This is a genomic window from Entomomonas asaccharolytica (assembly GCF_016653615.1).
In the GTDB taxonomy this organism is placed as follows: Bacteria; Pseudomonadota; Gammaproteobacteria; order Pseudomonadales; family Pseudomonadaceae; genus Entomomonas; species Entomomonas asaccharolytica.
The window spans coordinates 14073-37284 of the sequence record NZ_CP067393.1; the positions used below are offsets into that span (position 1 = coordinate 14073).

Annotated in this window: 24 protein-coding genes; 10 read left to right on the top strand and 14 right to left on the bottom strand. The window is 37.2% G+C overall.

Going from position 1 to position 23212, the window contains the following annotated elements; translation table 11 throughout:
• Positions 1-87: 87 nt before the first annotated feature.
• Positions 88-786, top strand: coding sequence for a type 1 glutamine amidotransferase domain-containing protein (locus JHT90_RS00055; RefSeq protein WP_201092561.1), 699 nt, complete (start codon positions 88-90; stop codon positions 784-786).
• 116 nt (positions 787-902) lie between these two features.
• On the opposite strand, the gene JHT90_RS00060 is transcribed toward JHT90_RS00055, so the two are convergent.
• Both JHT90_RS00060 and JHT90_RS00065 read right to left on the bottom strand, forming a co-directional pair.
• Positions 903-1595: a GNAT family N-acetyltransferase gene (locus JHT90_RS00060; RefSeq protein ID WP_236253995.1), complete on the bottom strand. Its 693-nt coding sequence runs from the start codon at positions 1593-1595 to the stop codon at positions 903-905.
• 15 nt (positions 1596-1610) lie between these two features.
• A complete protein-coding gene (locus tag JHT90_RS00065) occupies positions 1611-2309 on the bottom strand; it encodes a CatB-related O-acetyltransferase (protein ID WP_201092562.1) in 699 nt (232 codons plus the stop codon).
• A 146-nt stretch (positions 2310-2455) separates the two neighbouring features.
• On the opposite strand from JHT90_RS00065, the gene polA reads away from it, so the two are divergent.
• Positions 2456-5254 carry a DNA polymerase I gene (gene polA / locus JHT90_RS00070; protein ID WP_201092563.1) on the top strand — a complete coding sequence of 933 codons (2799 nt, stop codon included), beginning with the start codon at positions 2456-2458 and terminating at the stop codon, positions 5252-5254.
• A 134-nt stretch (positions 5255-5388) separates the two neighbouring features.
• On the opposite strand, the gene JHT90_RS00075 is transcribed toward polA, so the two are convergent.
• Positions 5389-6456, bottom strand: a complete 1068-nt coding sequence (locus tag JHT90_RS00075; protein ID WP_201092564.1) for a DUF2157 domain-containing protein — start codon at positions 6454-6456, stop codon at positions 5389-5391.
• 217 nt (positions 6457-6673) lie between these two features.
• Between JHT90_RS00075 and JHT90_RS00080 the strand changes: the two genes are divergently transcribed.
• From JHT90_RS00080 to fabI, 3 genes are read left to right on the top strand one after another with little or no spacing between them, the layout of a single operon-like run.
• A complete protein-coding gene (locus JHT90_RS00080) occupies positions 6674-7603 on the top strand; it encodes a phosphate acetyltransferase (RefSeq protein ID WP_201092565.1) in 930 nt (309 codons plus the stop codon).
• Between the two features lie 17 nt (positions 7604-7620).
• Entirely contained in the window at positions 7621-8820 is a 1200-nt protein-coding gene (locus JHT90_RS00085) for an acetate/propionate family kinase (protein ID WP_201092566.1), read from the top strand.
• A 3-nt stretch (positions 8821-8823) separates the two neighbouring features.
• The gene (gene fabI, locus JHT90_RS00090; protein ID WP_201092567.1) at positions 8824-9609 is read left to right on the top strand and encodes an enoyl-ACP reductase FabI; all 786 of its coding nucleotides are present in this window, start codon (positions 8824-8826) and stop codon (positions 9607-9609) included.
• 55 nt (positions 9610-9664) lie between these two features.
• Here fabI and JHT90_RS00095 read toward each other — a convergent pair whose 3' ends face one another.
• From JHT90_RS00095 to JHT90_RS00115, 5 genes are all read right to left on the bottom strand, one after another.
• Positions 9665-11002 (bottom strand): sensor histidine kinase, encoded by a 1338-nt coding sequence (locus JHT90_RS00095; RefSeq protein ID WP_201092569.1) that lies wholly within the window; start codon positions 11000-11002, stop codon positions 9665-9667.
• Between the two features lie 64 nt (positions 11003-11066).
• Positions 11067-11573, bottom strand: a complete 507-nt coding sequence (locus tag JHT90_RS00100; protein ID WP_201092571.1) for an LTXXQ domain protein — start codon at positions 11571-11573, stop codon at positions 11067-11069.
• A 115-nt stretch (positions 11574-11688) separates the two neighbouring features.
• A complete protein-coding gene (locus tag JHT90_RS00105) occupies positions 11689-12375 on the bottom strand; it encodes a response regulator transcription factor (protein ID WP_201092572.1) in 687 nt (228 codons plus the stop codon).
• Positions 12376-12384: 9 nt separating this feature from the next.
• Positions 12385-12684 (bottom strand): YciI family protein, encoded by a 300-nt coding sequence (locus JHT90_RS00110; RefSeq protein WP_201092574.1) that lies wholly within the window; start codon positions 12682-12684, stop codon positions 12385-12387.
• Between the two features lie 2 nt (positions 12685-12686).
• Complete coding sequence (locus JHT90_RS00115) at positions 12687-13280, bottom strand: septation protein A (RefSeq protein ID WP_201092576.1); 594 nt, start codon at positions 13278-13280, stop codon at positions 12687-12689.
• 88 nt (positions 13281-13368) lie between these two features.
• Between JHT90_RS00115 and JHT90_RS00120 the strand changes: the two genes are divergently transcribed.
• The 4 genes from JHT90_RS00120 to scpB are packed head-to-tail and all read left to right on the top strand — an operon-like array spanning position 13369 to position 16446.
• Positions 13369-14223 carry a PHP domain-containing protein gene (locus JHT90_RS00120; protein ID WP_201092578.1) on the top strand — a complete coding sequence of 285 codons (855 nt, stop codon included), beginning with the start codon at positions 13369-13371 and terminating at the stop codon, positions 14221-14223.
• A 21-nt stretch (positions 14224-14244) separates the two neighbouring features.
• Positions 14245-14865, top strand: a complete 621-nt coding sequence (locus JHT90_RS00125; RefSeq protein WP_201092586.1) for an L-threonylcarbamoyladenylate synthase — start codon at positions 14245-14247, stop codon at positions 14863-14865.
• Positions 14866-14867: 2 nt separating this feature from the next.
• The gene (locus JHT90_RS00130) at positions 14868-15704 is read left to right on the top strand and encodes a segregation and condensation protein A (RefSeq protein ID WP_201092588.1); all 837 of its coding nucleotides are present in this window, start codon (positions 14868-14870) and stop codon (positions 15702-15704) included.
• Positions 15691-16446, top strand: coding sequence for an SMC-Scp complex subunit ScpB (gene scpB / locus JHT90_RS00135; RefSeq protein WP_201092591.1), 756 nt, complete (start codon positions 15691-15693; stop codon positions 16444-16446). The genes JHT90_RS00130 and scpB overlap by 14 nt, the downstream gene beginning before the upstream one ends.
• 43 nt (positions 16447-16489) lie before the next feature.
• On the opposite strand, the gene JHT90_RS00140 is transcribed toward scpB, so the two are convergent.
• The 5 genes from JHT90_RS00140 to rluC form a co-directional block, all read right to left on the bottom strand.
• Positions 16490-16732 (bottom strand): Lpp/OprI family alanine-zipper lipoprotein, encoded by a 243-nt coding sequence (locus JHT90_RS00140; RefSeq protein ID WP_201092593.1) that lies wholly within the window; start codon positions 16730-16732, stop codon positions 16490-16492.
• Positions 16733-16884: 152 nt separating this feature from the next.
• Entirely contained in the window at positions 16885-17124 is a 240-nt protein-coding gene (locus tag JHT90_RS00145) for an Lpp/OprI family alanine-zipper lipoprotein (protein WP_201092595.1), read from the bottom strand.
• Positions 17125-17280: 156 nt separating this feature from the next.
• On the bottom strand, positions 17281-17520 hold the full coding sequence (locus tag JHT90_RS00150) for an Lpp/OprI family alanine-zipper lipoprotein (RefSeq protein WP_201092596.1): 240 nt from the start codon (positions 17518-17520) through the stop codon (positions 17281-17283).
• Between the two features lie 170 nt (positions 17521-17690).
• Positions 17691-18344 (bottom strand): HAD-IIIA family hydrolase, encoded by a 654-nt coding sequence (locus JHT90_RS00155; protein ID WP_201092598.1) that lies wholly within the window; start codon positions 18342-18344, stop codon positions 17691-17693.
• On the bottom strand, positions 18331-19299 hold the full coding sequence (rluC, locus tag JHT90_RS00160; RefSeq protein ID WP_201092600.1) for a 23S rRNA pseudouridine(955/2504/2580) synthase RluC: 969 nt from the start codon (positions 19297-19299) through the stop codon (positions 18331-18333). The genes JHT90_RS00155 and rluC overlap by 14 nt, the downstream gene beginning before the upstream one ends.
• Before the next feature lie 129 nt (positions 19300-19428).
• On the opposite strand from rluC, the gene uvrD reads away from it, so the two are divergent.
• On the top strand, positions 19429-21588 hold the full coding sequence (gene uvrD, locus JHT90_RS00165; protein ID WP_201092602.1) for a DNA helicase II: 2160 nt from the start codon (positions 19429-19431) through the stop codon (positions 21586-21588).
• Positions 21589-21629: 41 nt separating this feature from the next.
• Here the strand turns inward: uvrD and JHT90_RS00170 are convergent, their stop codons facing one another.
• A complete protein-coding gene (locus JHT90_RS00170; RefSeq protein WP_201092603.1) occupies positions 21630-22940 on the bottom strand; it encodes a hypothetical protein in 1311 nt (436 codons plus the stop codon).
• Positions 22941-23212 lie beyond the last annotated feature (272 nt).

Genomic DNA, 23212 nt, shown 5'->3' on the forward strand with positions numbered 1-23212 from the left:
AATGCTATGGTTAATGGCTATTGCTCATAAAGTGTGTGCTTAGTTTAAGTAAACAGTTTTCTAAAAATTAATAAGAGGCGGCAAGTTATGTTAGAAACCATTAAAGTGCTAATTATTGTAACTTCACATGCGATGATGGGTAATACGGGAGAGCCAACAGGGCTTTGGCTTGAGGAGTTAACAACACCTTATTATGTGTTATCTGATGCAGGTGTACAGGTAGAGATTGTTTCAATTGAGGGTGGTAAAGTACCTATTGATCCTCGATCAATGCAAGCCGATGGTAAAAATCCTGCCAGTGTCGAACGTTTTTTAAAAGATAAAGCCGCTATGCAACAAATAGAGTCTTCAAAAAAATTGGATAGTGTTGAGCTTGATGGCTATTCTGCTGTGTTTATGCCTGGTGGGCATGGAACCATGTGGGATTTGCCAGAAAGCAAACAATTAGCCAATTTATTAACAGAGGCTTGGCAACAAGATATTGTGATTGCGGCTGTTTGTCATGGCCCTGCTGGGTTAGTTAATGTGAAGGATACTAATGGTAAACCTTTAGTGGCTGGCCGTCGTGTTAGTGCTTTTACTAATACTGAGGAAGAGGGCGTAGGGCTGAAAGAAAAGGTGCCTTTTTTGTTAGAAACGCGTATTAAGGAGTTAGGTGCTAACTATGAAAAAGGCCCTGATTTTAAACCTTTTGCAGTACGTGATGGTAATTTGATAACGGGGCAAAACCCTGCTTCTTCTGAGAAAGTGGCTGAGTTAATTGTAGAAACTATCAAAGAAAAATAGCATATTTCTGCTTAGTTAATCGTTAACTATTAATTTAAAAACATAATGAGATTGTTAGAGATTTCATTATGTTTTTTTATATCTTGTAGTAAATTCCTTTTCCGTGTAGTTAGTTTTTATAGCTTACTTTTTTGAGTACCATCTAGGTTAAAGTTATTAATATTTAACCATTTTTCAAAACGTTCTTTTAGCGAGTACCATTCTTTATCAATAATAGAAAACCAGCAGGTATCTCTAGTACGTGATTTGTAAACGACGGCCTGTCTAAAAGTTCCTTCGTATTTAAAGCCTAATCTTTGTGCCGCAGCTTTGGAAGGTTCGTTTAATGAATCACATTTCCACTCATAGCGGCGGTATTGTAAATCATCAAAAACATAACACATTAATAAATAGTGTGTTTCTGTGGCAATACGGGTTTTTTTCAATAAAGGTGAAAAAGTTACATAACCTACTTCAATAGCGCCATTGCTTGGGTCTGGTCGTATTAATGCGATAGTACCTAATGCCTTATTGGTTTGAGTATCAATAATGGCATAGTGAAATTGATTGGTAGTGGTTATTAATTTAGCTAGATAATCACAAAATACAGTGTAATTTTCTGGTGGTTCAGAGGGTAAATATGTCCAATCTCGTCCATCCATTGCTGTTTGATAAGCAGCAAATAGGTCATTAGCGTGTTTTTTAATATTTAATTGCTCAAGCCGACAATATTTACCTAGCAATAAAGGGTTACTTGGTAGTTCTCTGGCAGACCAGTTAATAACTTCTTCACCAATAGGCTGATTATATTCATTTAGTTTGGCGGACATGATTTATACCTAATATTATACTGCAGAAAATTCTTTACATTGTGACTGTGTAATTTCAATCTTTTTATAACTAGCTTTATGGGTAGCAAGCGTTTTTATGCTAGTTAAAAATGCTTCTGGATTATTTAATGGTAATGTTTTTAAGAGGGCTACAGGGTATTCCCACCATTGACTAGCTAACAGTTCTTTACAGATTTCTTCAGTATGCCGATACTTAACTATTTTGGCTGGGTTACCTGCTACTATAGCATAGGGGGGAACATCTTTAGTGACCACTGCCCCTGTGGCAACAATAGCACCTGTACCAATAGTGACATTTTCTAAAATAGTGGCATTTTCACCAATCCATACATCATGACCAATAACTGTATCAATTGCTTCAGGATAATAATGGAGTGGGCTATCTGCATCATATTGAAATGGATGAATACTTACCCAGTCAGTTGGATGAACTTTTTTAGGATTACCAATAGAAACGTTATTAGCAATAGAACAGAACCGACCAATCGATTTTACAAAAATTAAATGGCTTTCACTTCTTATATAGGTATATGCACCAACGGTCAAATGGGGTGATTTTATGGTGACACGGCCAATTTCCACGTGCTCTTCTAGAATAAGTGTTGTACTTTTATGGAGTGAAGATAAACCACCTGCTAATTTGCAATGGTATTTTTTTATCCATTTTTTCCAATAATGCCCTTTAAAAAACATATAAAAACCTGATTATGGGAGTGAGTAGCAAAGAGTGAATTTATTATCTGTATTGCAAAATAATATTTATAACCAACGTGGGTGAAAATATCATCTATAATACGCACTAAATTCATATTTTAAAATAATAGTTCAAAGGTTATTTTATGTCGCAAACTCCTCTTGTTTTGGTGGATGGTTCTTCTTATCTTTATCGTGCTTATCATGCACTACCACCACTAACGACTTCTACAGGCATCCCTACAGGAGCAGTTAAGGGAGTGCTTAATATGCTTAAAAGCTTAGCTAAGCAATATCCCAACAGCCCAATAGCGGTAGTGTTTGATGCTAAAGGGGGTAGTTTTAGGGATGAGTTATATGCCGACTATAAAGCACATCGCCCACCAATGCCAGATGATCTACGGGTACAGATTGAGCCATTACATGAAAGTGTTAAAGCCATGGGTTTTCCATTGTTGTGCGTCGATAGAGTTGAAGCAGATGATGTTATTGGAACACTTGCTTTAGAAACTGCCAAAAAAGGTCGCCCAGTAGTGATTTCTACGGGTGATAAAGATATGGCGCAGTTGGTGAATGATAAGATTACACTCGTCAATACCATGACAGGTTCAACCCTTGACCCACAAGGTGTAGTTGATAAGTTTGGGGTAGAACCTAAGTTAATTATTGATTTCTTAGCCTTAATGGGTGATAAATCTGACAATATTCCAGGTGTGCCAAGTGTTGGTGAAAAAACAGCAGTAGGACTTATTCAAGGTTTACAAGGTGGCTTAGATACTATCTATGCAAATTTAGATAAAGTACCTAGCCTACCTATTCGTGGTGCTAAATCACTGCCTGCTAAATTAGAAGAACATAAGGATATGGCTTATCTCTCTTATCAATTAGCCACTATCAAAACAGATGTTGAGTTAGATATTAAGATAGAAGAATTACAGCGCAAAGAAGAGGACGAGGCTACTTTAATAGAACTCTATAAAAAATTGGAGTTTAGACAATGGTTAGATGTGCTATTACGAAAAGCACCAAAGCAACCTTCAACATCAACTCAGCCAGTACAAAATGATATGTTTGGTGGTGTAGAAGAAATTAAACCACAGTCACAACCACAACCATCAGAACCACAATCTACTACACGTAATTATCAAATGATTCTTGAACAACAAGACTTTGATAAATGGTTAGCAAAATTACAGAATGCACAACTAATTGCCTTTGATACTGAAACAACCAGTATAGACGCACAACAGGCAGAATTAGTAGGCTTATCATTTGCTGTAAAACCTTATCAAGCAGTCTATATACCTGTGGCGCATGATTATATGGGCGCACCACAACAGTTATCACGTGATAAAGTATTAGCTGCATTAAAACCTATTTTAGAAAATGCCAATATAGCCAAAGTAGGACAACATGCTAAGTATGATATGAATGTACTTAGCCATTATGGTATTGATGTACGAGGTATCAAGTTTGATACCATGTTAGAGTCCTATGTATTAGATTCTACGGCTTCAAGACACGATATGGATACCTTGGCACAAACTTACTTAGATGAAACCACTATTTCTTTTGAGGAAGTTGCAGGCAAGGGAGCTAAGCAATTAACTTTTAATCAAGTAAGTTTAGAACAAGCAGCACCTTATGCGGCAGAAGATGCAGATATTACCTTAAGACTACATCAAGTATTATGGAATAAACTACAACAAGAACCAAGCCAAGCTAAAGTTTTAACAGCTATTGAAATGCCTTTAGTGCCAGTATTAGCGCGTATTGAGCGTAATGGTGCATTGGTTGATGGAAAGTTGTTAGCTAGCCAAAGCCAAGAGTTAGGCGAAAAAATGGTGGCTTTAGAAAATAAGGCTTTTGAATTAGCTGGCCAGAATTTTAATATGAGTTCTCCTAAGCAATTGGGTGAGATCCTCTATACTAAATTAAAGTTACCGATTATTAGTAAAACAGCTAAAGGGCAACCTTCAACCGCAGAAGCTGTATTAGCTGAACTCGCCTTGCAAGGTTATGATTTACCAGAAGTATTAATGGAATACCGTACATTAAGTAAGTTAAAGTCTACCTATACAGATCGTCTACCTGAGCAGATTAATCCTAGAACAGGCAGAATACACACATCTTATCATCAAGCTGTAACAGCTACTGGACGTTTATCTTCAAGTGATCCTAATCTGCAAAATATTCCTATTCGTAGCCAAGAAGGGCGTCGCATTAGACAGGCATTTATTGCACCAAAAGGTTATAAGTTATTAGCGGCAGATTATTCACAAATTGAACTAAGAATAATGGCACATTTAGCCCAAGATAAAGGTTTACTAGAAGCCTTTAAGCAAGGTTTAGATGTACATAGAGCCACTGCAGCAGAAGTATTTGGTGTATCTGTGGAGAATGTAACAAGTGATCAGCGTCGTAAAGCAAAAGCCATTAACTTTGGTCTAATTTATGGCATGAGCGCCTTTGGTTTAGCTAAACAAATAGGCGTAGATCGCAAAGAAGCACAACAATATATTGATAAATACTTTACTAAGTATCCTGGCGTATTAGCCTATATGGAGCGTACCCGTGAAGCTGCTGCTGAAAAAGGTTATGTAGAAACCTTATTTGATCGTCGTTTATATTTACCTGATATAAAATCAGGTAATGCAAATGTGCGTCGTGGTGCAGAGCGCACAGCTATTAATGCTCCTATGCAAGGAACTGCAGCAGATATTATCAAGCGTGCTATGGTTAAAGTAGATGCTTGGTTGCAACAAGATAAAGTAGATGCCAAAGTTATTCTACAAGTACACGATGAATTGGTATTGGAAGTACAACAAGATCAATTGCAACAAGTATCAGATAAGATAAAAGTAATAATGGCAGAAGCAGCCGAGTTAGCAGTACCTTTAGTAGTAGATGTAGGTATTGGTAATAATTGGGATGAAGCCCATTAATTATAATAGCTATCCCCTAGTCTTTTATACTTTGTTGAATGGCTTAGCCGTACTATGTGTACTGTCTTCAGCCATTCGCCTCGTCTAAAAAACTATGGAAATAGCTATATTTATAGAGTGAACCTCGTTTTATATTAGTTATTTCTATTAATAATTAACTCTCTGAGTGAATTTGGTAATAACTGTTGTAAGCGGTTATTTATCTGTTTTTCATGACGTTGCCAATAAATACCAATACCTATAATAAACAGTCCTATTAGTGTTAAGGCAAAAGGGAATAACATACTGTCTTTAAATACATTGTAAGAAAGGTGCCCTAGATAAAAAGCTATACCAAGACCACCAAATATTACAAATACTCTTCTGGCTAAAGTGGCTCCCACTAAAATCATGGCTAGATTAATACAACAATAAAGAAATTTGTTAAGTTCACTATCAGAGCTCATGGAGCTTAAGGCTCCCCAAAAAGCTAATACACCTCCCAAATATAACCAAAAGGCAAAATCTTTATGGGTTTTATTTTTAATATCTACGATAAAGGCTACCACAATCATCCATAACCCAAACCAAAGGGAGATGGTTTGTTTTAACTGCCAATAACTTCTATAGTGGTAACTATCTCTTTCAAACCAACCAAATACTTCAAGCATCATGGGCGTTAAATCCATGCTCATATACCATAAGGTGACGGCTACAGGCATAACTAAGAATGGCAGGCGATAGCGATATACCATAAATACCCCAACAGCAAGGGTACTTAACTCCATAATCATCCAACGCCAATCTACATAACGATGGTAGTCACGGTAATAGGTATTACTATCCCAATAGCCAAAGGCAGATTGTAATCCATAAACAGCTAAGGGAACTAAAACAACAACCAACGTAGCTAAAATACCTGCTGGAATGGCTAACTGATAACGACGTAACAATAATTCAGTTAAGGTAATACCTATAATTGCATAAATAATACAGATAGCAAATAAACCAAAACCGCCAAAGCTCTCCCAGCCTAAAGTCATAAACAATGACATAGCACCAATGGCAATCATTCCTCCAAGATAATACAGGATGTGAGTCATTTGAAAGCTGGGTAGATCTTTATTCTGATCTTTTAAAAATAACCACAGTTGCTCAACTTGGTTATCAGATAACACGCCTTGTTTGGCAGCAGCATCTAATTGAGACTTTTTAACTTGCATAGTAGCTTTCTTCTGTGTAGAGAATGTTTTGTTAAACTTAGCATAACTCTCTTGTTATTAAATAGAAAAATAATTAATTGTTACTAACGGAAAAGTTAAGTTATATATTATTTTAATCATTTACCTTAAAAGTAGCTTAAAATGGGGAAATATCAATACATTTTATGGATTAGGTTTTTTATAGAATGGCTTTTCATCTTACGCAAGGTAGCTATTTATGACAAAAGATCATTACCAATCTTTATTGGAGCGTTGTAAAGATATTCCTGCTATACCTACGGTTGTTGTGCATCCCTGTGATGAAACCTCTTTAATAGGTGCTATAGAGGCTGCGGCAGAAGGGCTTATTACGCCTATTTTAATAGGTCCAAAGAGTAAAATAGAAGCAGTTGCAAAGGCAATAGGATTAGATATAAGCAGTTGTACTATAGCGGATACAGAACATAGTCATGCTTCTGCTAAGCTTGGCGTGCAGTTAGTACGAGAGGGAAAAGCTGAATTATTAATGAAGGGTAGCTTGCACAGTGATGAGCTACTTCATGAGGTTGCAGCTCAAGGGACAGGATTACGTACCTCAAGAAGGCTTAGTCATATTTTTGCAATGAATGTTCCTAATTATCATAAACCTCTATTTGTAACAGATGCAGCGGTTAATATATTTCCTACCTTAAAAGATAAAGCTGATATTTGTCGCAATGCAATTGATGTTGTAAAGGTGTTAGGTGTAGCAAAGCCCAAATTAGCACTATTATCAGCGGTTGAAACCATTACTGAAAAACTGCCTTCTACCATAGAGGCAGCAGCTTTAGTTATGATGTCGAAAAGAGGACAGATTACAGGCGGTATCTTAGATGGTCCATTAGCATTTGATAACGCCATTAATACGGAAGCCGCTAGAATAAAAGGCATTGTTTCAGAAGTAGCAGGTGATCCTGATGTGCTTGTAGCGCCTGATTTAGAGGCAGGCAATATTTTAGCTAAACAGTTGATCTATTTAGCTGGCGCAGAATCAGCAGGTATTATTGTTGGGGCAAGAGTGCCTATTATCTTTACCAGTCGCTCTGATACTCCCCGTGGTCGTATTACTAGTTGTGCATTAGGTGTATTGTTAGCACATGCTAAACATCAAGCACTAAAGATTAATTGATAGAGATAGGCATTATTATGATTGATTACCAAGGGGAATTAATTCTTACAGTTAATGCAGGTTCATCAAGTATTAAAATAGGTTTATTTGCTGGCTGCAAAGGGCAAGAGCCAAAGTTGCTTATACGTGGCAAAGTAGATGGTATAGCGACCCAACCACGTATTCAAATAAAAGATACAGCAGGTAAGACATTAGCGGAACAACATTACAGTGTTGAGCAAATTGGTAATTTGCCTGATGCTTTCCGTTTTATTTATAGCACTTTTACTGAGGTTTTAGAAGGTAAAGAGCCTAGTTTAATGGGTCATAGGGTGGTACATGGAGGTAGCCATTTTAATCAACCTGTATTAGTTAATAGGCAGGTGTTACAAGAGTTAGAAAAATTAACACCCTTAGCGCCACTGCATCAACCTTATAATCTGGCGGCTATACAATTAGTATTGGATAAAAAGCCAGAAACACCCCAAGTAGCTTGTTTTGATACTGCTTTTCATGTGGGGCGTGATCTATTGCATGAGCTATTTGCGTTACCCTATGAGATGTATGAGCAGGGCATTAAACGCTATGGATTCCATGGACTTTCTTTTGAATACATCAGTCAATGTTTACAACAAAAATTGCCAGCAATAGCGAATAACAAGATAGTGATTGCTCATCTCGGTAATGGTAGTGGCTTATGTGCAATCCATCAGGGTAAAAGTGTTGAAGTAACCACTAGTTTTAGTGCCTTGGATGGTTTACCAATGGCTACCCGTACAGGTTCTTTAGATGCTGGAGTAGTTATTCATTTATTAAATGAAGGTAAAACCACAGCCGAAATTGAAAAGCTACTTTATAAACAATCTGGATTATTAGGTATTTCGGGGGTAAGTAGTGATATGCGTGCCTTGAAAGCCAGTACAGAAGAAAGAGCAAAACTAGCGATTGATTATTACGCCTTGCATATTGCACAAAATATTGCACGATTAGCGGTTAGTTTAGGTGGCCTAGATGCGGTTGTATTTACTGCAGGGATTGGTGAAAAAGATGCGAGTCTGCGTGAGCAAGTAATAAAGCAACTTAAGCCATTATTTGGTTTTAAATTAGATCAACAAGCCAATCAAAATAATAGTTTCCAAATTACCGCTAATGACAGTGAAACCTTAGCATTAGTTATCCCTACAGATGAAGAAAAAATGATAGCCAACCATGCGTGGCGTATCTATCAAGGATTATAAGCAATGAATTTAAATGCAGCAGATCTTTTTTCACTAAAAGGTAAGAAAGGCCTTATTGTTGGCATTGCTAATGAAGACTCTATTGCATGGGGATGTGCGCAAGTCTTGCATTCATTAGGCGCAGAGCTAGCTATTACTTGGTTAAATGAAAAGGCAAGAGTTTATGTAGAACCTTTAGCTGATCAAGTAAACGCCACTATTAAAATGCCACTTAATGTAATGAAAGAGGGCGAGCTAGAAAATCTCTTTAAGCAAATAACAATGCAATGGGGGCAATTAGATTTTATTATTCATTCTATAGCAAGCGCTCCTAAAGAAGACATAAAGAACGATCTAGTCGATAGTTCAAGTGCTGGCTTTTTACAAGCAATGGATATTTCCTGTCATTCCTTTATACGAATGGCAAACCTTGCCAGACCCTTAATGAAACAGGGCGGTACTTTAATAACCATGAGTTATTTAGGCGCGCAAAAAGTGATTGAAGGTTACTCATTAATGGGACCCGTAAAAGCTGCATTAGAGTCTAGTGTGCGTATACTTGCTAGTGAGTTGGGTAAAGACGGTATTAGAGTTCACGCAATTTCACCAGGGCCAATGCCTACCCGTGCTGCATTAGGTTTAAAGGATTTTGATCAGTTATTAAACGAAGCTATTGCACGTGCACCCATCCATCGTTTAGCTAGTTTAGCGGATGTGGGTGGTTTATGTGCTTTATTAGTGAGCGAGGCAGGACGAGGCCAAACAGGGGGTATACATTTTATCGATGGTGGGTTAAATATAATGGGATAAAAAACTAGCCAGTACTTAGATTTATTAAGTACTGGCAGTAGATAGTAGTTACTTATTAATTTGAATCAATGGGTAAAATAATTTCCACAACAAAGCCGCCATCAGAATGATTGCTAAATACTATTTGCCCATTATTGCTTTCTATTGCACGTCGACTAATAGCTAACCCTAAACCATAACCTTGCGAGGTTTGACCAGGTACTCTATAAAAGGGTTTACTTAATTGAGCAAGATGCTCAGCAGAAACTCCAACACCATAGTCTCTAATTGTTATATGGATTTTATTATCTTTTTGTTGGGTAGATATTTCAATGGGTTTATCAGTTGGATTAAATCTTAACGCGTTACGAATTAAATTATCTAAGGCTCGTTCTAAACGGTCTTCCCAACCATCGATGACAATAGTGTCAGGTACATTCAGTATGATTCTTTGATTAGGCGCGGTGATTTTGGCATCTTCTTGTAGTTTCTTTAACAAAGGGGCTAGCGGTATAGCTGTTTTATTGCCAGGTACACTATCTAATCTAGCAAGTGTAAGTATTTCACTAATAAGTGACTCTAACCGATCACACTCCAACGAAAGGCGGTTGGAGAGTTTTTCTCTATCCTTATCATCCGCACGTTCTAGCAGTGCAGTAGTAATTTTTAGGCGTGTTAAAGGCGATCGTAACTCGTGGGACACATCGCGCAGCAATTGCCGTTGACTATCAATCAATGTTTGTAAATGCTCACCCATTAAACTAAAGTCTTTAGCCAATAAACCAAATTCATCTTTACGATTTGCTAAATTAGCTAAACTATTTTTCTGGTATTCTGTACGTCCTAAATCATGTACTGCTCCCCTTAGTTTTTTTAAGGGTCTAGTGATTGATATAGTTAGTAAGATACTAAAAATAGTAAGTACAATAAGGGTAATAGTAATACCACTTACAGGGCGCCATATGCTTTCACGTTGCCAAGCAGTTAACTCACTGTTAGGTATTCTGAAGATAAATAAATAACTATTACCTGTATTTTTGCTAGTGTATTCTTGAGTTATTTGTCGCCATTGTGGCATAGGACTTGGTGGTGGAGGCATATTATGTGCAAAATTACCATTACCTCTTAACATTCGATGGTGACGTGGACTTACTAAAGTTGTTCCAGACTCAGTTAGGATTTGTATATCAACTCGATATTTGCTTTGGTGTTGTTGCAGAAACTCTCTGGCTGACTCAACACCCTCACTTTCATAATGATCTACCCATTGCTGTGCAACATTTTTTACAATAGGTAAACTGTTTAATATCCAAGTGTCTTGGTTAAAAAAGCGACTAAACAATATAGTTAAGCTAACAGTTATGATAATAGCTAACCAAAAGCTTAAAAAGATTCGCCAGAAAAATGAGCGCACAAATATTACCTTTGAAAAATAAATGCCCACCTATAATGTGGGCATTTAGAAATAAAATAGAAGATTATTTACCAGCTTTGCTAGCTTTCCAATCTTGGAATTCTTTCCATTCTTTCATACGCTCATCTTGCATTTTTTGTCTTTCATCAAAGCGTTTTTGTTGCTCTGGAGTTAATGTCGCGCGAATTTGCTTACGTGTTTCTTCGCGTGACTTTTGTAACTCATCAGCCATTGCTTTTCTATCTGCTTCAGATAGTTTGTTATAGTACTTTTGTTTGATTTCCCAACGTGCTTTTGCTTGTTCGCCCATTACTTTTTGCATTTTCTCACGTTGTTCTGGTGTCATGTTATTCATACCAAAGTGAGAGCCTTTATGTTTACCATAGCCATAACCATGACCACCGTGTTTTGGGCCAAAATCACCACGAGCACAGGGACCTGATCCATCACAGTTGGCTGCATGTCCCATACCAGGACCACCACAAGGACCATTGCCTGGGCCAAAAGGTGCTGCTATAGCTAATGCAGGTAAGCCTGCTGCAAGTAATAAAGCTGGAATATATTTACGCATTTTGAATCTCCTAACCTTTTTATAAGGTTGTTGTTACTGTTATGGTCAGTATAACTATTTAAAGGTCAAGTACAGTCAGTAGTATGTAAAGAGTAAGTAAAGATTTTTTGCTAAGTTAGCTAGCGTAATAATAACCACGACCCCGCAATGACAATATGCGAGGACTACCATCAGAATGGGGGCCAAGTTTTTTACGCAGGTTACTAATATGCATATCTAAACTACGATCGTATAAAGTCAGTTTTCTTCCTAACGCTATTTGAGTAAGCTCATGCTTATCAATAGGTTCGCCAGGTTGTTTTATCAATGCTTCTAAAAGGCGGCTTTCAGAAACGGTTAAAACGGTTTCTACTTCATTAATAGTAACTACCCCACGTGCAGGGCTGAAGCTTAAATCACCTAGCTCAATATGACTTGGTGTGGCAGTATTATGGTTAGTGGAGCGTCTTAATATAGCCTTTAAACGAGCAGTAAGTTCTCTAGGCTCACAAGGCTTGGGCAGATAATCATCTGCACCTAACTCTAGACCTAAAATGCGATCTAGTGGTTCACCACGTGCTGAAAGCATTAACACGGGCAATTCAGGGTGGTTTGTTCTTAACAGCTTAAGTAAATCTAGACCGTTACCATCTGGCAACATAACATCAAGAATAACCGCATCTGGTAAAGATTGAGTCGCTAAATAATCTTTACCAGCTTGGGTTGTATGACAAGAGTTAACATCAAATCCCTCTTGAGTGAGCCAGTGGGTTAATAACTCACACAGCTCTTCATCATCGTCTATCAGTAGTATATTATTCATCCGTAATCACTAAGGTAGTACTTTCTTAAAAGGTTTAACGTCTACATTACTATAAACACCTGCTTCGCAATAGGGGTCAGCATTCGCCCACGCTTGGGCTGCCGCCAATGAGTCGAACTCAGCAATAACTAAACTGCCTGTAAAACCACACTCACCCGGATCATTGCTGTCAACTGCGGGATGAGGTCCTGCAATAATTAGACGCCCCTGTTGCTTCAGTGCTTCTAAGCGTTCTAAGTGAGCAGGTCGCGCTTTCAATCTAACTTGTAGAGTATTAGGCTTGTCTGTTGCAATAATGGCATAAAGCATAATTATTCCTCTGAATTAGTAGGCTGCTCTTCTTCTTTAATATGACGTGATAAGTAGATTGCTTGACCAATCATAAAAATAATAGTCATAGCAAGACTACCAAACACTTTAAAGTCTACCCAAATACTATCAAAAGTGAAAGCAACAAATAAATTTGCAGCACCACAAATGATAAAGAAAATAACCCAAGCAATATTGAGTTTTCGCCAAATAGCATCTGGCAGTGTAACCGCTTTGCCCATTAAGCGTTGCACAATAGGCTCTTTACCAATGAATTGACTACCTAAGAAGGCTAAGGCAAAGATCCAGTTCACAATAGGCGCTTTTAGTTTTATAAAGGTTTCACTATGGAAGGCAAGTGTTAAGCCACCTAATAGTAAACAGGCCGCTAAGGTAATCATTTGGCCATTATCTAATTTTCTTTGTTTTAGGAAAATAGCACCATAAACAATAATGGAAACAATAATAAGCACCGCTGTAGCACTATAAATGCCACCTAAGGTAAAAGTATAGCCAAACAGTTCTATAGGCCGAGGTTCTATTTTAAATACAATAAAAAATAGGATAAGAGGAATAAAATCTATAAACTGTTTCACGAAAACACAATCCAAAATGATTTAAAAAAGGCATAATAGCAAACTTATTTGTTACCTTCATAGATTATAAATATTTTGTAGTTATTTTATGAGCCAAACCATTGATCTACATTGTCATAGTACAGCATCTGACGGAGCTTTAAATCCAACGGATTTAATATTACGTGCGCAGATGAAAGGGGTGAAGGTATTATCCCTGACAGATCATGATACGATTGATGGATTAACAGAGGCTATAGCGGCAGCTAATACTGTAGGAATAGCACTTGTTAAAGGCGTGGAGATTTCGTGTATTTGGGAAAATATCACAGTACACATACTTGGCTATGGATTTGATGTTGATAATACACGTTTGCAAGAGCTATTAGCTTTCTTAAGAGAAGCTCGCTGGTTAAGAGCGAAACAAATTGCAGATAAGCTGCATACAAAAGGAATGGTTAATTTATTAGATAAAGCGATTAACCAACAACAGCAACAATTTACAAGCAATAATGGTCCTGGTCGACCCCATTTTGCCCGCGCAATGGTTGCTGAGGGATATGTGGATACAACAAAAGAAGCCTTTCAGAAATGGCTAGGAAATGGGAAAATAGGCGATGTTAAGCAACATTGGCCTAGTTTGCAAACGGTTGTCGATATTTTACATAAAAGTGGTGCGTGGGTTAGTTTAGCTCATCCTTGTCAATATAATATGACGCGCACTAAACTTTGTCGTTTATTAAGAGAGTTTATAGCCTCTGGTGGTCATGCCATGGAGGTAGTAAACGGTTTCCAACCAGCAGAACAGGTAGGTAAACTTGCTAATCTTGTAAGAGATTTTGGATTATTAGCAAGTGCTGGTAGTGATTTTCATTATCCTAATAAATGGGGTGAACTTGGCTTATATCGTCCAATGCCAGAAGACTTACCACTTCTTTGCAAAAAACTAGGTGAATTACACTAATTATTTTTTAAGAGGACTCTCATGAGCCAATTTTTTCAGATTCATGTAGAAAACCCACAACCACGTTTGATTAAACAAGCGGCTCGTATTATTGAAGAGGGTGGTGTTGTTATTTATCCAACAGATACTACCTATGCATTAGCTTGTTGCATTGGTAATAAAGCAGGTATTGACCGTATTCGCCAGATTCGCCAATTGGATGAAAAACATAATTTTACATTAATTTGTCGTGATCTTTCTGACTTAGGTATCTATGCAAAGGTTAATACCAGTGCCTTTCGTTTGTTAAAAACCTATACACCAGGGCCTTATACATTTATTTTAGAAGCAACCCGTGAAGTACCACGAATGCTAATGCATCCAAAGCGTCGCACAATAGGCCTAAGAGTACCTAATTTTCCTATTACCCAAGCATTATTAGCAGAAGTTACAAAACCCTTGTTAACCACTAGTCTAATTATGCCTGATGAATCGCAACCTATGACTGATCCTTATGAGATCAGGGATTTACTAGAAAATCGTGTGGATCTTATTATAGATGGTGGGATGGGTAATTTAGAGGTTTCTACTGTAATTAGCTTAGTAGATGATACACCAGAAGTTATTAGGGAAGGATTAGGCGATCCTAAGCCCTTCCAATAATTATGACAATAATTAATACCTCTATTCCTACCAACCCTCAATTACCACTTGCTTTAGTTTATGGCGAGGCGGTTATAGAGGTTCCACAGGATTTATATATTCCACCAGATGCGCTAGAGGTTATTCTAGAAGCCTTTGAAGGGCCATTGGATTTATTGCTTTATTTAATTCGTAAGCAGAATATAGATATTTTAGATATCCCAGTGGCAGAAATTACCCGCCAATACATGAGTTATGTGGAGTTAATGAAGTCTGCACGATTGGAGTTAGCTGCCGAATATTTATTAATGGCAGCGATGTTGGCAGAAATTAAATCTAGAATGTTACTGCCTAAACTACATAGTTCCGAAGAGGAGGAAGAAGATCCTCGCGCTGAATTGATTAGACGTTTACAGGAATATGAGCAAATCAAGGTAGCTGCTGAGGGATTAGATGAAATACCTCGTTTAGATAGGGACATTAAAGAGATACAATTAATTGCACCAGAAGCCAAAGCAATAAAGTTATTACCTGAGGTCACGTTGCAAGAACTATTGTTGACTGTTTCAGAAGTGTTGAAAAGAGCAGAGATGTTTGAACAACATCAGGTATCAAGGGAAGTTCTTTCTACCAGAGAAAGAATGACTACTATTTTAGAAACAATAGCAGGCAAGGGATTTGTACCTTTTATTCAATTATTTCAAGTGGAAGAAGGTAAGCTAGGGATTGTGGTTACTTTTATGGCTATTCTAGAACTAGTGAAAGAATCATTAATTGATATTATACAAAATGAACCTTTTGCACCTATTCATGTGAAAGCAAAGATAGCAATGGAGACAGCAAGCTATGAATCTGAATGAGCCAGTAGAGTTAGCCATTCTGCTTGAGGCATTATTATTAGCTCATAATCAACCATTGACTATTGATCGCATAGAGTCATTGTTTGATGAGGAAGAAAAACCCTCTACTGCACAAATTCATGAAGCCCTACAAGTTTTAGCAGATAATTGTCAAGCTCGTGCTTATGAGCTAAAGGAAGTAGCATCAGGTTATCGGTTACAAGTGCGTAGTGATTTCGCGCCATGGGTGAGTAGGCTATGGGAAGAAAAGCCACAACGTTACTCAAGGGCTTTATTGGAAACATTAGCGTTAATTGCTTATCGGCAGCCTATTACTCGTGGCGAAATAGAAGATATTCGTGGTGTGGCCGTTAATAGTCAAATCATTAAAACCTTACAAGAACGTGATTGGATACGTGTGGTAGGATATAAGGATGTACCAGGTAAGCCAGCAATGTTAGCCACCACCAAAGCTTTCTTAGATTACTTTAATTTAAAAAGCCTAGAAGAATTACCTGCACTTTCAAGTATTAAGCCTATTCAGGAAGAGTTCCCTATTTTAGTAGATGAGCTAACTGTTGAAGTTGAACAAGATTTAATAGTGACTGATCAACAAGTAATAGAAAATGAAGAAGATCAAGCTCCTCAATCAGAAAAAAGCTTTAAAAACCTATTAGAAGAATGGGATCAACTGGAGCAGGGGGTAAAAATAGATTTTTCGGATTTACTACCTGAATCAGTCAAAGCAGAGCCTGAAGAATAAAAAAGCCGATCATTTGATCGGCTTTAGCAACAAACGGCAGTAATTACTTACGACCAGCTTTGTTTAACATACGAGCAGCACGCTCATTAGCTTCATCAGCTGTTTGTTGAGCTTGTTGTGCAGCACTTAATGCTTGTTGTGCAGTTTGCTGAGCTTGTTGAGCTGTTTGTTGTGCTTGGTTAGCAGTTGCTTCAACAGAATCTAAACGATGAGATCCTTTGTTAGAACAACCAGCAGCTAATACAGTAACTAAAGCTAAAGCAGATGCTTTAAGAATAATGTTCATTAATTTCTCCTAAATAATAGTAAATTTACCACGTTTAGAATAATGTCATATTAATTAAGGCATCAGCAATTATCCAAAAGTCATAATTAAATAACTGGTCAATAAAAAAGCCGATCAAATGATCGGCTTTTAAAACTGATTAAAATAATAAATTATTTACGACCAGCTTTGTTTAACATACGAGCAGCACGCTCATTAGCTTCGTCAGCTGTTTGTTGAGCTTGTTGTGCAGCGCTTAAAGCTTCTTGTGCAGTTGCTTGAGCTTGTTGAGCTGTTTGTTGAGCTTGTTGTGCAGTTGCTTCAACAGCGTCAACACGATCAGAGTTGCTAGAACAGCCAGCAGCTAAAACAGCAACTAAAGCTAAAGCAGATGCTTTAAGAATAGTATTCATTGTGTATCTCCTAGATTTTTATTTATACATCATTTTAAAATTACCCTTGTGCTATTTTTGGTTTTATCAAGCAAATACTTAGCACAAGTGGCAATTTATATTATAGCCATAAAAAAAGCCAATCAAAAGATTGGCCTTCAACTTTTCGCAAATAAATTATTTACGACCAGCTTTATTTAACATACGAGCAGCGCGTTCGTTCGCTTCGTCAGCTGTTTGTTGAGCTTGTTGCGCAGCGCTTAAAGCTTGTTGTGCAGTTGCTTGAGCTTGTTGAGCTGTTTGTTGAGCTTGTTGTGCAGTTGCATCAACAGCATCAATGCGCTCAGAGTTGCTAGAACAACCAGCCGCTAAAACAGTCACTAAAGCTACAGCAGATGCTTTAATAATCATATTCATTGTAAATCTCCTAAGTATTTGTTTTTCATAGTTATATAATGGCTTAAGCCATAGTCTTATATTATCAGAAATAGTTTAAATTAACTGATAGTATGCAAAAGATAGCTTAATTTTTTTTAAACAAGCAATCTATGTCCCACAATTTGAACGCTTATTTTGTAAAAAAGTTCCTAAGGATTAATTAAATATTTTGGTAATTCATCAAATTGATTAATAATGGTTATAGGAGAATAGCTTTTTAAAACTTCTATAGATTGTGCCCCATAGCTTACAGCGATGCTATCCATATTTGCATTATTAGCCATCTGTAAGTCAAAAGAAGCATCGCCCACCATAACCGCTTGTTTATTAGTTAACCCAAAATAATCTAATAACTCGTTTAACATCTTAGGGTTTGGTTTGCCCGCAGTTTCGTCAGCACAACGGGTTGCGTCAAAAAAATCAGTAAGCTGTAATGCCCCTAAAATACGATCTAACCCTATACGGCTTTTACCTGTTGCAATGGCTAATAAATAACCCTTTTGTTGCAGTTTTTTTAGAGTTTCTAACACATTTGGATACAAATTTGGTGTCGTTTTTTCCATTTCCACAAAGTTTTTAGCGTAATTTTCTAAATATTCGCTTAATTGTTTAGCAGATAACTCTGGATAAAGCTTACTTACTGCGTTATCCAATCTAAGACCGATAATATTTTTAACACTTTGGTTATCTAAAATAGGTAACCCAAAATCCTTTGCAGTTACATGAATACTGTTAACAATTAGATTGATGGAATCAAGCAATGTACCATCCCAATCAAAAATAGCTAACTTATACTTTGCCATTTAATTGCTCCAACGTATTTTCCCATAACGGCTCAACAGGCGCTTCTACAGATAAGGTCTTATTATCTGGTAAGGTAATAGTCAGTGCATAAGCATGTAAAAATAAGCGCTTACCACCTAAATTACGAATAGTCTTAGAAAACTCCTCATCACCGTATTTAGGGTCACCTGCTATCGAATGACCAGCATGCTTGGCATGTACCCTAATTTGGTGAGTTCGGCCTGTAATAGGACTGGCTTCTACCAGCGTAGCAAAATCACCAAACCGCTTTAAAACTTTAAATAAGGTTAATGCCTCTTTGCCTTCAGGATTTACCTCTACCATACGCTCACCAGAGCGTAGATTATTTTTTAATAAAGGCGCAGAAACTTTCTTTTTGGCTGTAGGCCAGTTGCCTCTAACTAAGGCAAGGTAGCGTTTATCAACGCCATCACCCCGTAATTGAGTGTGTAAATGACGTAACATACTGCGTTTTTTAGCAATCATTAATAAACCAGAGGTATCACGGTCTAAACGATGTACCAACTCCAACTCTTTAGCTTCTGGACGTAATTGGCGAAAAGCCTCAATAACCCCAGCACTTACTCCACTGCCACCATGCACAGCAATACCTGCTGGCTTATTAACAATGATTAAACCTTTATCCTCATAAATAATAGCGGCTTCTAAACGTTCCAATAATGGTTGCGCAAAAGGCTCTTTTTCTGTTTTTTCAGCTAAACGCAAGGGCGGAACACGGATAATATCGCCTGCTTGTAGTTTATACTCAGGTTTAATACGCCCTTTATTAACCCGTACTTCTCCTTTACGCAAAATACGATAAATAAGGCTTTTAGGAACCCCTTTTAATTGCGTGCGAAGGAAATTATCAATACGTTGCCCAGCATAAGAGGGGGATACTTCTAACCACTGCACCGCTGTTTGGTTAGGTGTAGTAGTTGAGGCGTCTGTCATAATGGTTACCTGAAATAAAGCAAATTTAAAAAGACTATTTTAGCAGTTTGTGGCGTGGCTTTCCTAATAAACACCGTTTAAATTAATAAGTTTCTTATCTTACTACCTTAACTAGGGTAAAATAACGAAATGATTGACGATATTTCTTTTCTTATAGATTCCTTAAATGATGCTCAACGAGAAGTGGTAGCCGCACCACTTGGTCAACAGTTGGTATTGGCTGGCGCTGGCTCGGGTAAAACCCGTGTTTTGGTGCATCGTATTGCATGGCTTATGTATGTAGAGCAAGCCTCGCCATTCTCCATTTTAGCGGTAACCTTTACTAATAAAGCCGCTGCTGAAATGCGTGGGCGTATCGAACAACTACTAAAACAGCCAACCCAAGGCATGTGGGTAGGAACTTTTCATGGTCTAGCCCATCGTTTACTACGCAATCATTGGCAAGAAGCCAAGCTAATTCAAAACTTCCAAGTATTGGATAGTGATGACCAACTGCGACTTATTAAACGGGTATTAAAAGATTTAAATATTGATGATCAACGTTGGCAAGCCAGAGAAGTGCAATGGTTTATCAATAATAAAAAAGATCAAGGTATTCGCCCAAACGGTATACAGGTTTTTGGTGATGTCTACATCTCCACCATGGTACAACTCTACCAAGCCTATGAAGAATACTGCGAGCGAGCAGGGGTAGTTGATTTTGCAGAATTGCTACTGCGTGCCCTTGATTTATGGCGTGATAACCCAGAATTACTAAAACACTATCAACAACGTTTTGCCCATGTATTAGTGGATGAGTTTCAAGACACCAACGCAGTGCAATATGCATGGTTAAAAATACTCGCCAAAGGCACTAAAAGTTTAATGGTAGTAGGGGATGATGACCAATCAATCTATGGTTGGCGTGGTGCTAAAATTGAAAATATCCAATCTTTTACTGATGATTTTCCAGAGGCTGTTACCTATCGCCTAGAGCAAAACTACCGTTCAACCAATACCATTTTAAAAGCAGCTAATGCCTTGATTGATAATAACCAAGGTCGTTTAGGTAAAGAGCTTTGGACAGAAGGCAATGAAGGCGAATTAATTGCCTTATATGCAGGCTTTAATGAGCAAGACGAAGCCCGTTATATTTTAGAGCGTATCCAAGAAGCCCATAGAGAAGGTTTTAATTACCAAGAAATAGCTGTTTTATACCGTTCTAATGCCCAATCTCGTGTATTAGAAGAAAATCTATGGCGTGAAGGCATACCTTACCGTATTTATGGTGGTTTACGTTTCTTCGAGCGAGCAGAAATCAAAAATGCACTCGCTTATTTACGGCTTATTCGCTCCAAACAAGATGATAGTGCCTTAGAAAGAATTATTAACTTACCTACCCGTGGTATTGGGGAAAGAACCATTGAGCAAGTAAGGCAACTGGCCCGTGAATTAAATATCTCCTTATGGCAATCCCTCAAAGAAATTATAACCAATAAAGGTGTGCCTGCTAGAGCCTGCTCAGCGCTCAATAACTTTGTATTATTGATTAATCGCCTAACCGATGAAATACAGCCTTTAAAACTATCAGAACAAATCGATTTAGTGATTAAACAATCGGGCTTACTAGAATTTCATCGTGCTGAAAAAGGCGATAAAGGTGAAGCAAGGGTAGAAAACTTAGAAGAACTAGTAAGTGCTGCCAGCGCCTTTGAACATGATGAAGATATGGAAGACAACACCACCCCATTAGCTGCATTTTTAGATCATGCCGCTTTAGAGGCAGGGGAAAAACAAGCAGGGGATGGTGAAGACTGTGTACAACTAATGACCTTACATAATGCCAAAGGGTTAGAATTCCCCTTAGTATTTTTAACAGGTTTGGAAGAAGGGTTATTTCCTCATCAACGCAATATAGAAGATATTGATCGCTTGGAAGAAGAACGTCGACTCGCTTATGTAGGTATTACCCGAGCTATGCAACAACTGGTATTAACCTATGCAGAAACCAGACGACTACATGGCAATGAAACCTACAATAGAATCTCCCGTTTTGTTAGAGAAATCCCAACTGATTTACTACGAGAAGTGAGACTATCAGGTTCAGTAAGCCATCCATTTACTCAACAATCATCAAACCAAGATTCAACAGGCTTAAGCCTAGGGCAACGCGTACTACACCCCTTATTTGGCGAGGGAGTAATCCTAAATGCCGAAGGCTCAGGCGCACATACCCGTATCCAAGTAAAATTTGATAATGAAGGCAGTAAATGGCTGATTTTGGCGTTTGCTAAGTTACAAGTGATTTAAAAAGACTATGAGATTGTTATATTAATTAAAGAGGATTCTAGTTAGTTTGCTTCAACATTACTGTTTAATTCTTCACTTTTAACTTTTATAAATTTATTAAGATTAGCATCTGATAACCATTTGTCTATTTCATCATTACTTACATTGTTATTTTCCCTTAAGTATTCTATTACTGTACCAAAATTTTGGCTACGTATGATTTCAAAGTTATTGCTACAATCAATAATAATTTTTTGAATTTGCTCTCGTGTATATTCTCTAGCATACCATATGACAGTAAGGACAAAGGAATCTGCTTGTTTAATAGAATTAGAGGAAATATAAAGTTGAACTATTCTATCGGTTATTTGAGTTGGAACTGTAAAGAAAAATAATGGTTCATCAAATTCTTGTCTAGTTGCTTTGTGTAACCTTTTTTTGACGGCTGTTACCAAATCATCTATTGAGAGAATCATATCTATTTTGTTAAATTTATCTTTTGGTAAGTTTTCAACATAGGTTTCAAGTTTTTGTTTAATATCTAAGTCAAAATAGGCCCAACAATCATTTACAGTGGTAGCTAATAAAATGGCTATATGAAGTTGTTCTTTATTCATAGCTCGAATAATATTTGAAAGTTTTTCTCTTAGTGTTTCAGAGTAAACTTCTCTATGAATATTTCCTATAGCATTTAAGGCAGTATGAATCCTAGCTATTTTTTTAAAATCATTTGCCTCATTGATATATTTTTTTAAAAGGATAATAGTAAAGTTCCGTATTAAACTATTTCTAGCTTTTTTTAGTGGGCTCTTTTCGAAAGCCACAACTGCTTTTTGAATATCTGTTGGAAAATATTCCGAATCGACCTCAGCAATTAAAGAGTCTAATGCATATTTACCTTGAGCTGGTGGGTATTGGAGTAAATGTTCAACTGCAGATTTAATATGCATTCTAGCTAGTTCTGCGGATGGATTAAAAACGTCACTATCTGTAGTCATTGATGGGTGCGCACATCTGTTTCTGTCTTCATGCAAACGTGTCAAATCAATAAATTCTATAGGAGAAATTAATTCAAGTTTATCTAGGCATATTGTTAAAATATCTCTTTCAAACTTTAAAGAGTTTGCAATATCTCCTATTCGACGTGCGTTATCAAAAATATCAATTTGTTTTTCAGCTTCTTTATCTCCAGCCAAAGATAATTCTTTAAGTTTATCAATAATATCAAAGGAAACAGCAATCCAAGTTGACACTATTGCAGAACGAAAGGCACCTGCTTTATAACATGCAACAGCCTCCTTTATGTAATCTTTTGCTCTTTGGTCTCGACATTTTAAAACTAGTTCATCGAGATCTGATAATGGTGATGCCATTAATATCTCCTAGAAAAACTTAATATTTTTAATTTAGTCATCAAAAATAAGTTATTTTACTATTTTTGACAAGAAATTAGATCATATTAAAAAATGTAAAAAGAAAATACTAATAGATAGGCTATCATTTATTTTTAAATTATCTATTTGCCATTCCTATTAGCTAGTCTTACAATGAAAAGGCTATAGCGAAATCTATAGTGCGGGTTTGGCAGCCCGCTTCACGACAGGCCGCGGTTAGTTCTCTAACAAGCGGATAGACAGCTTTTGCC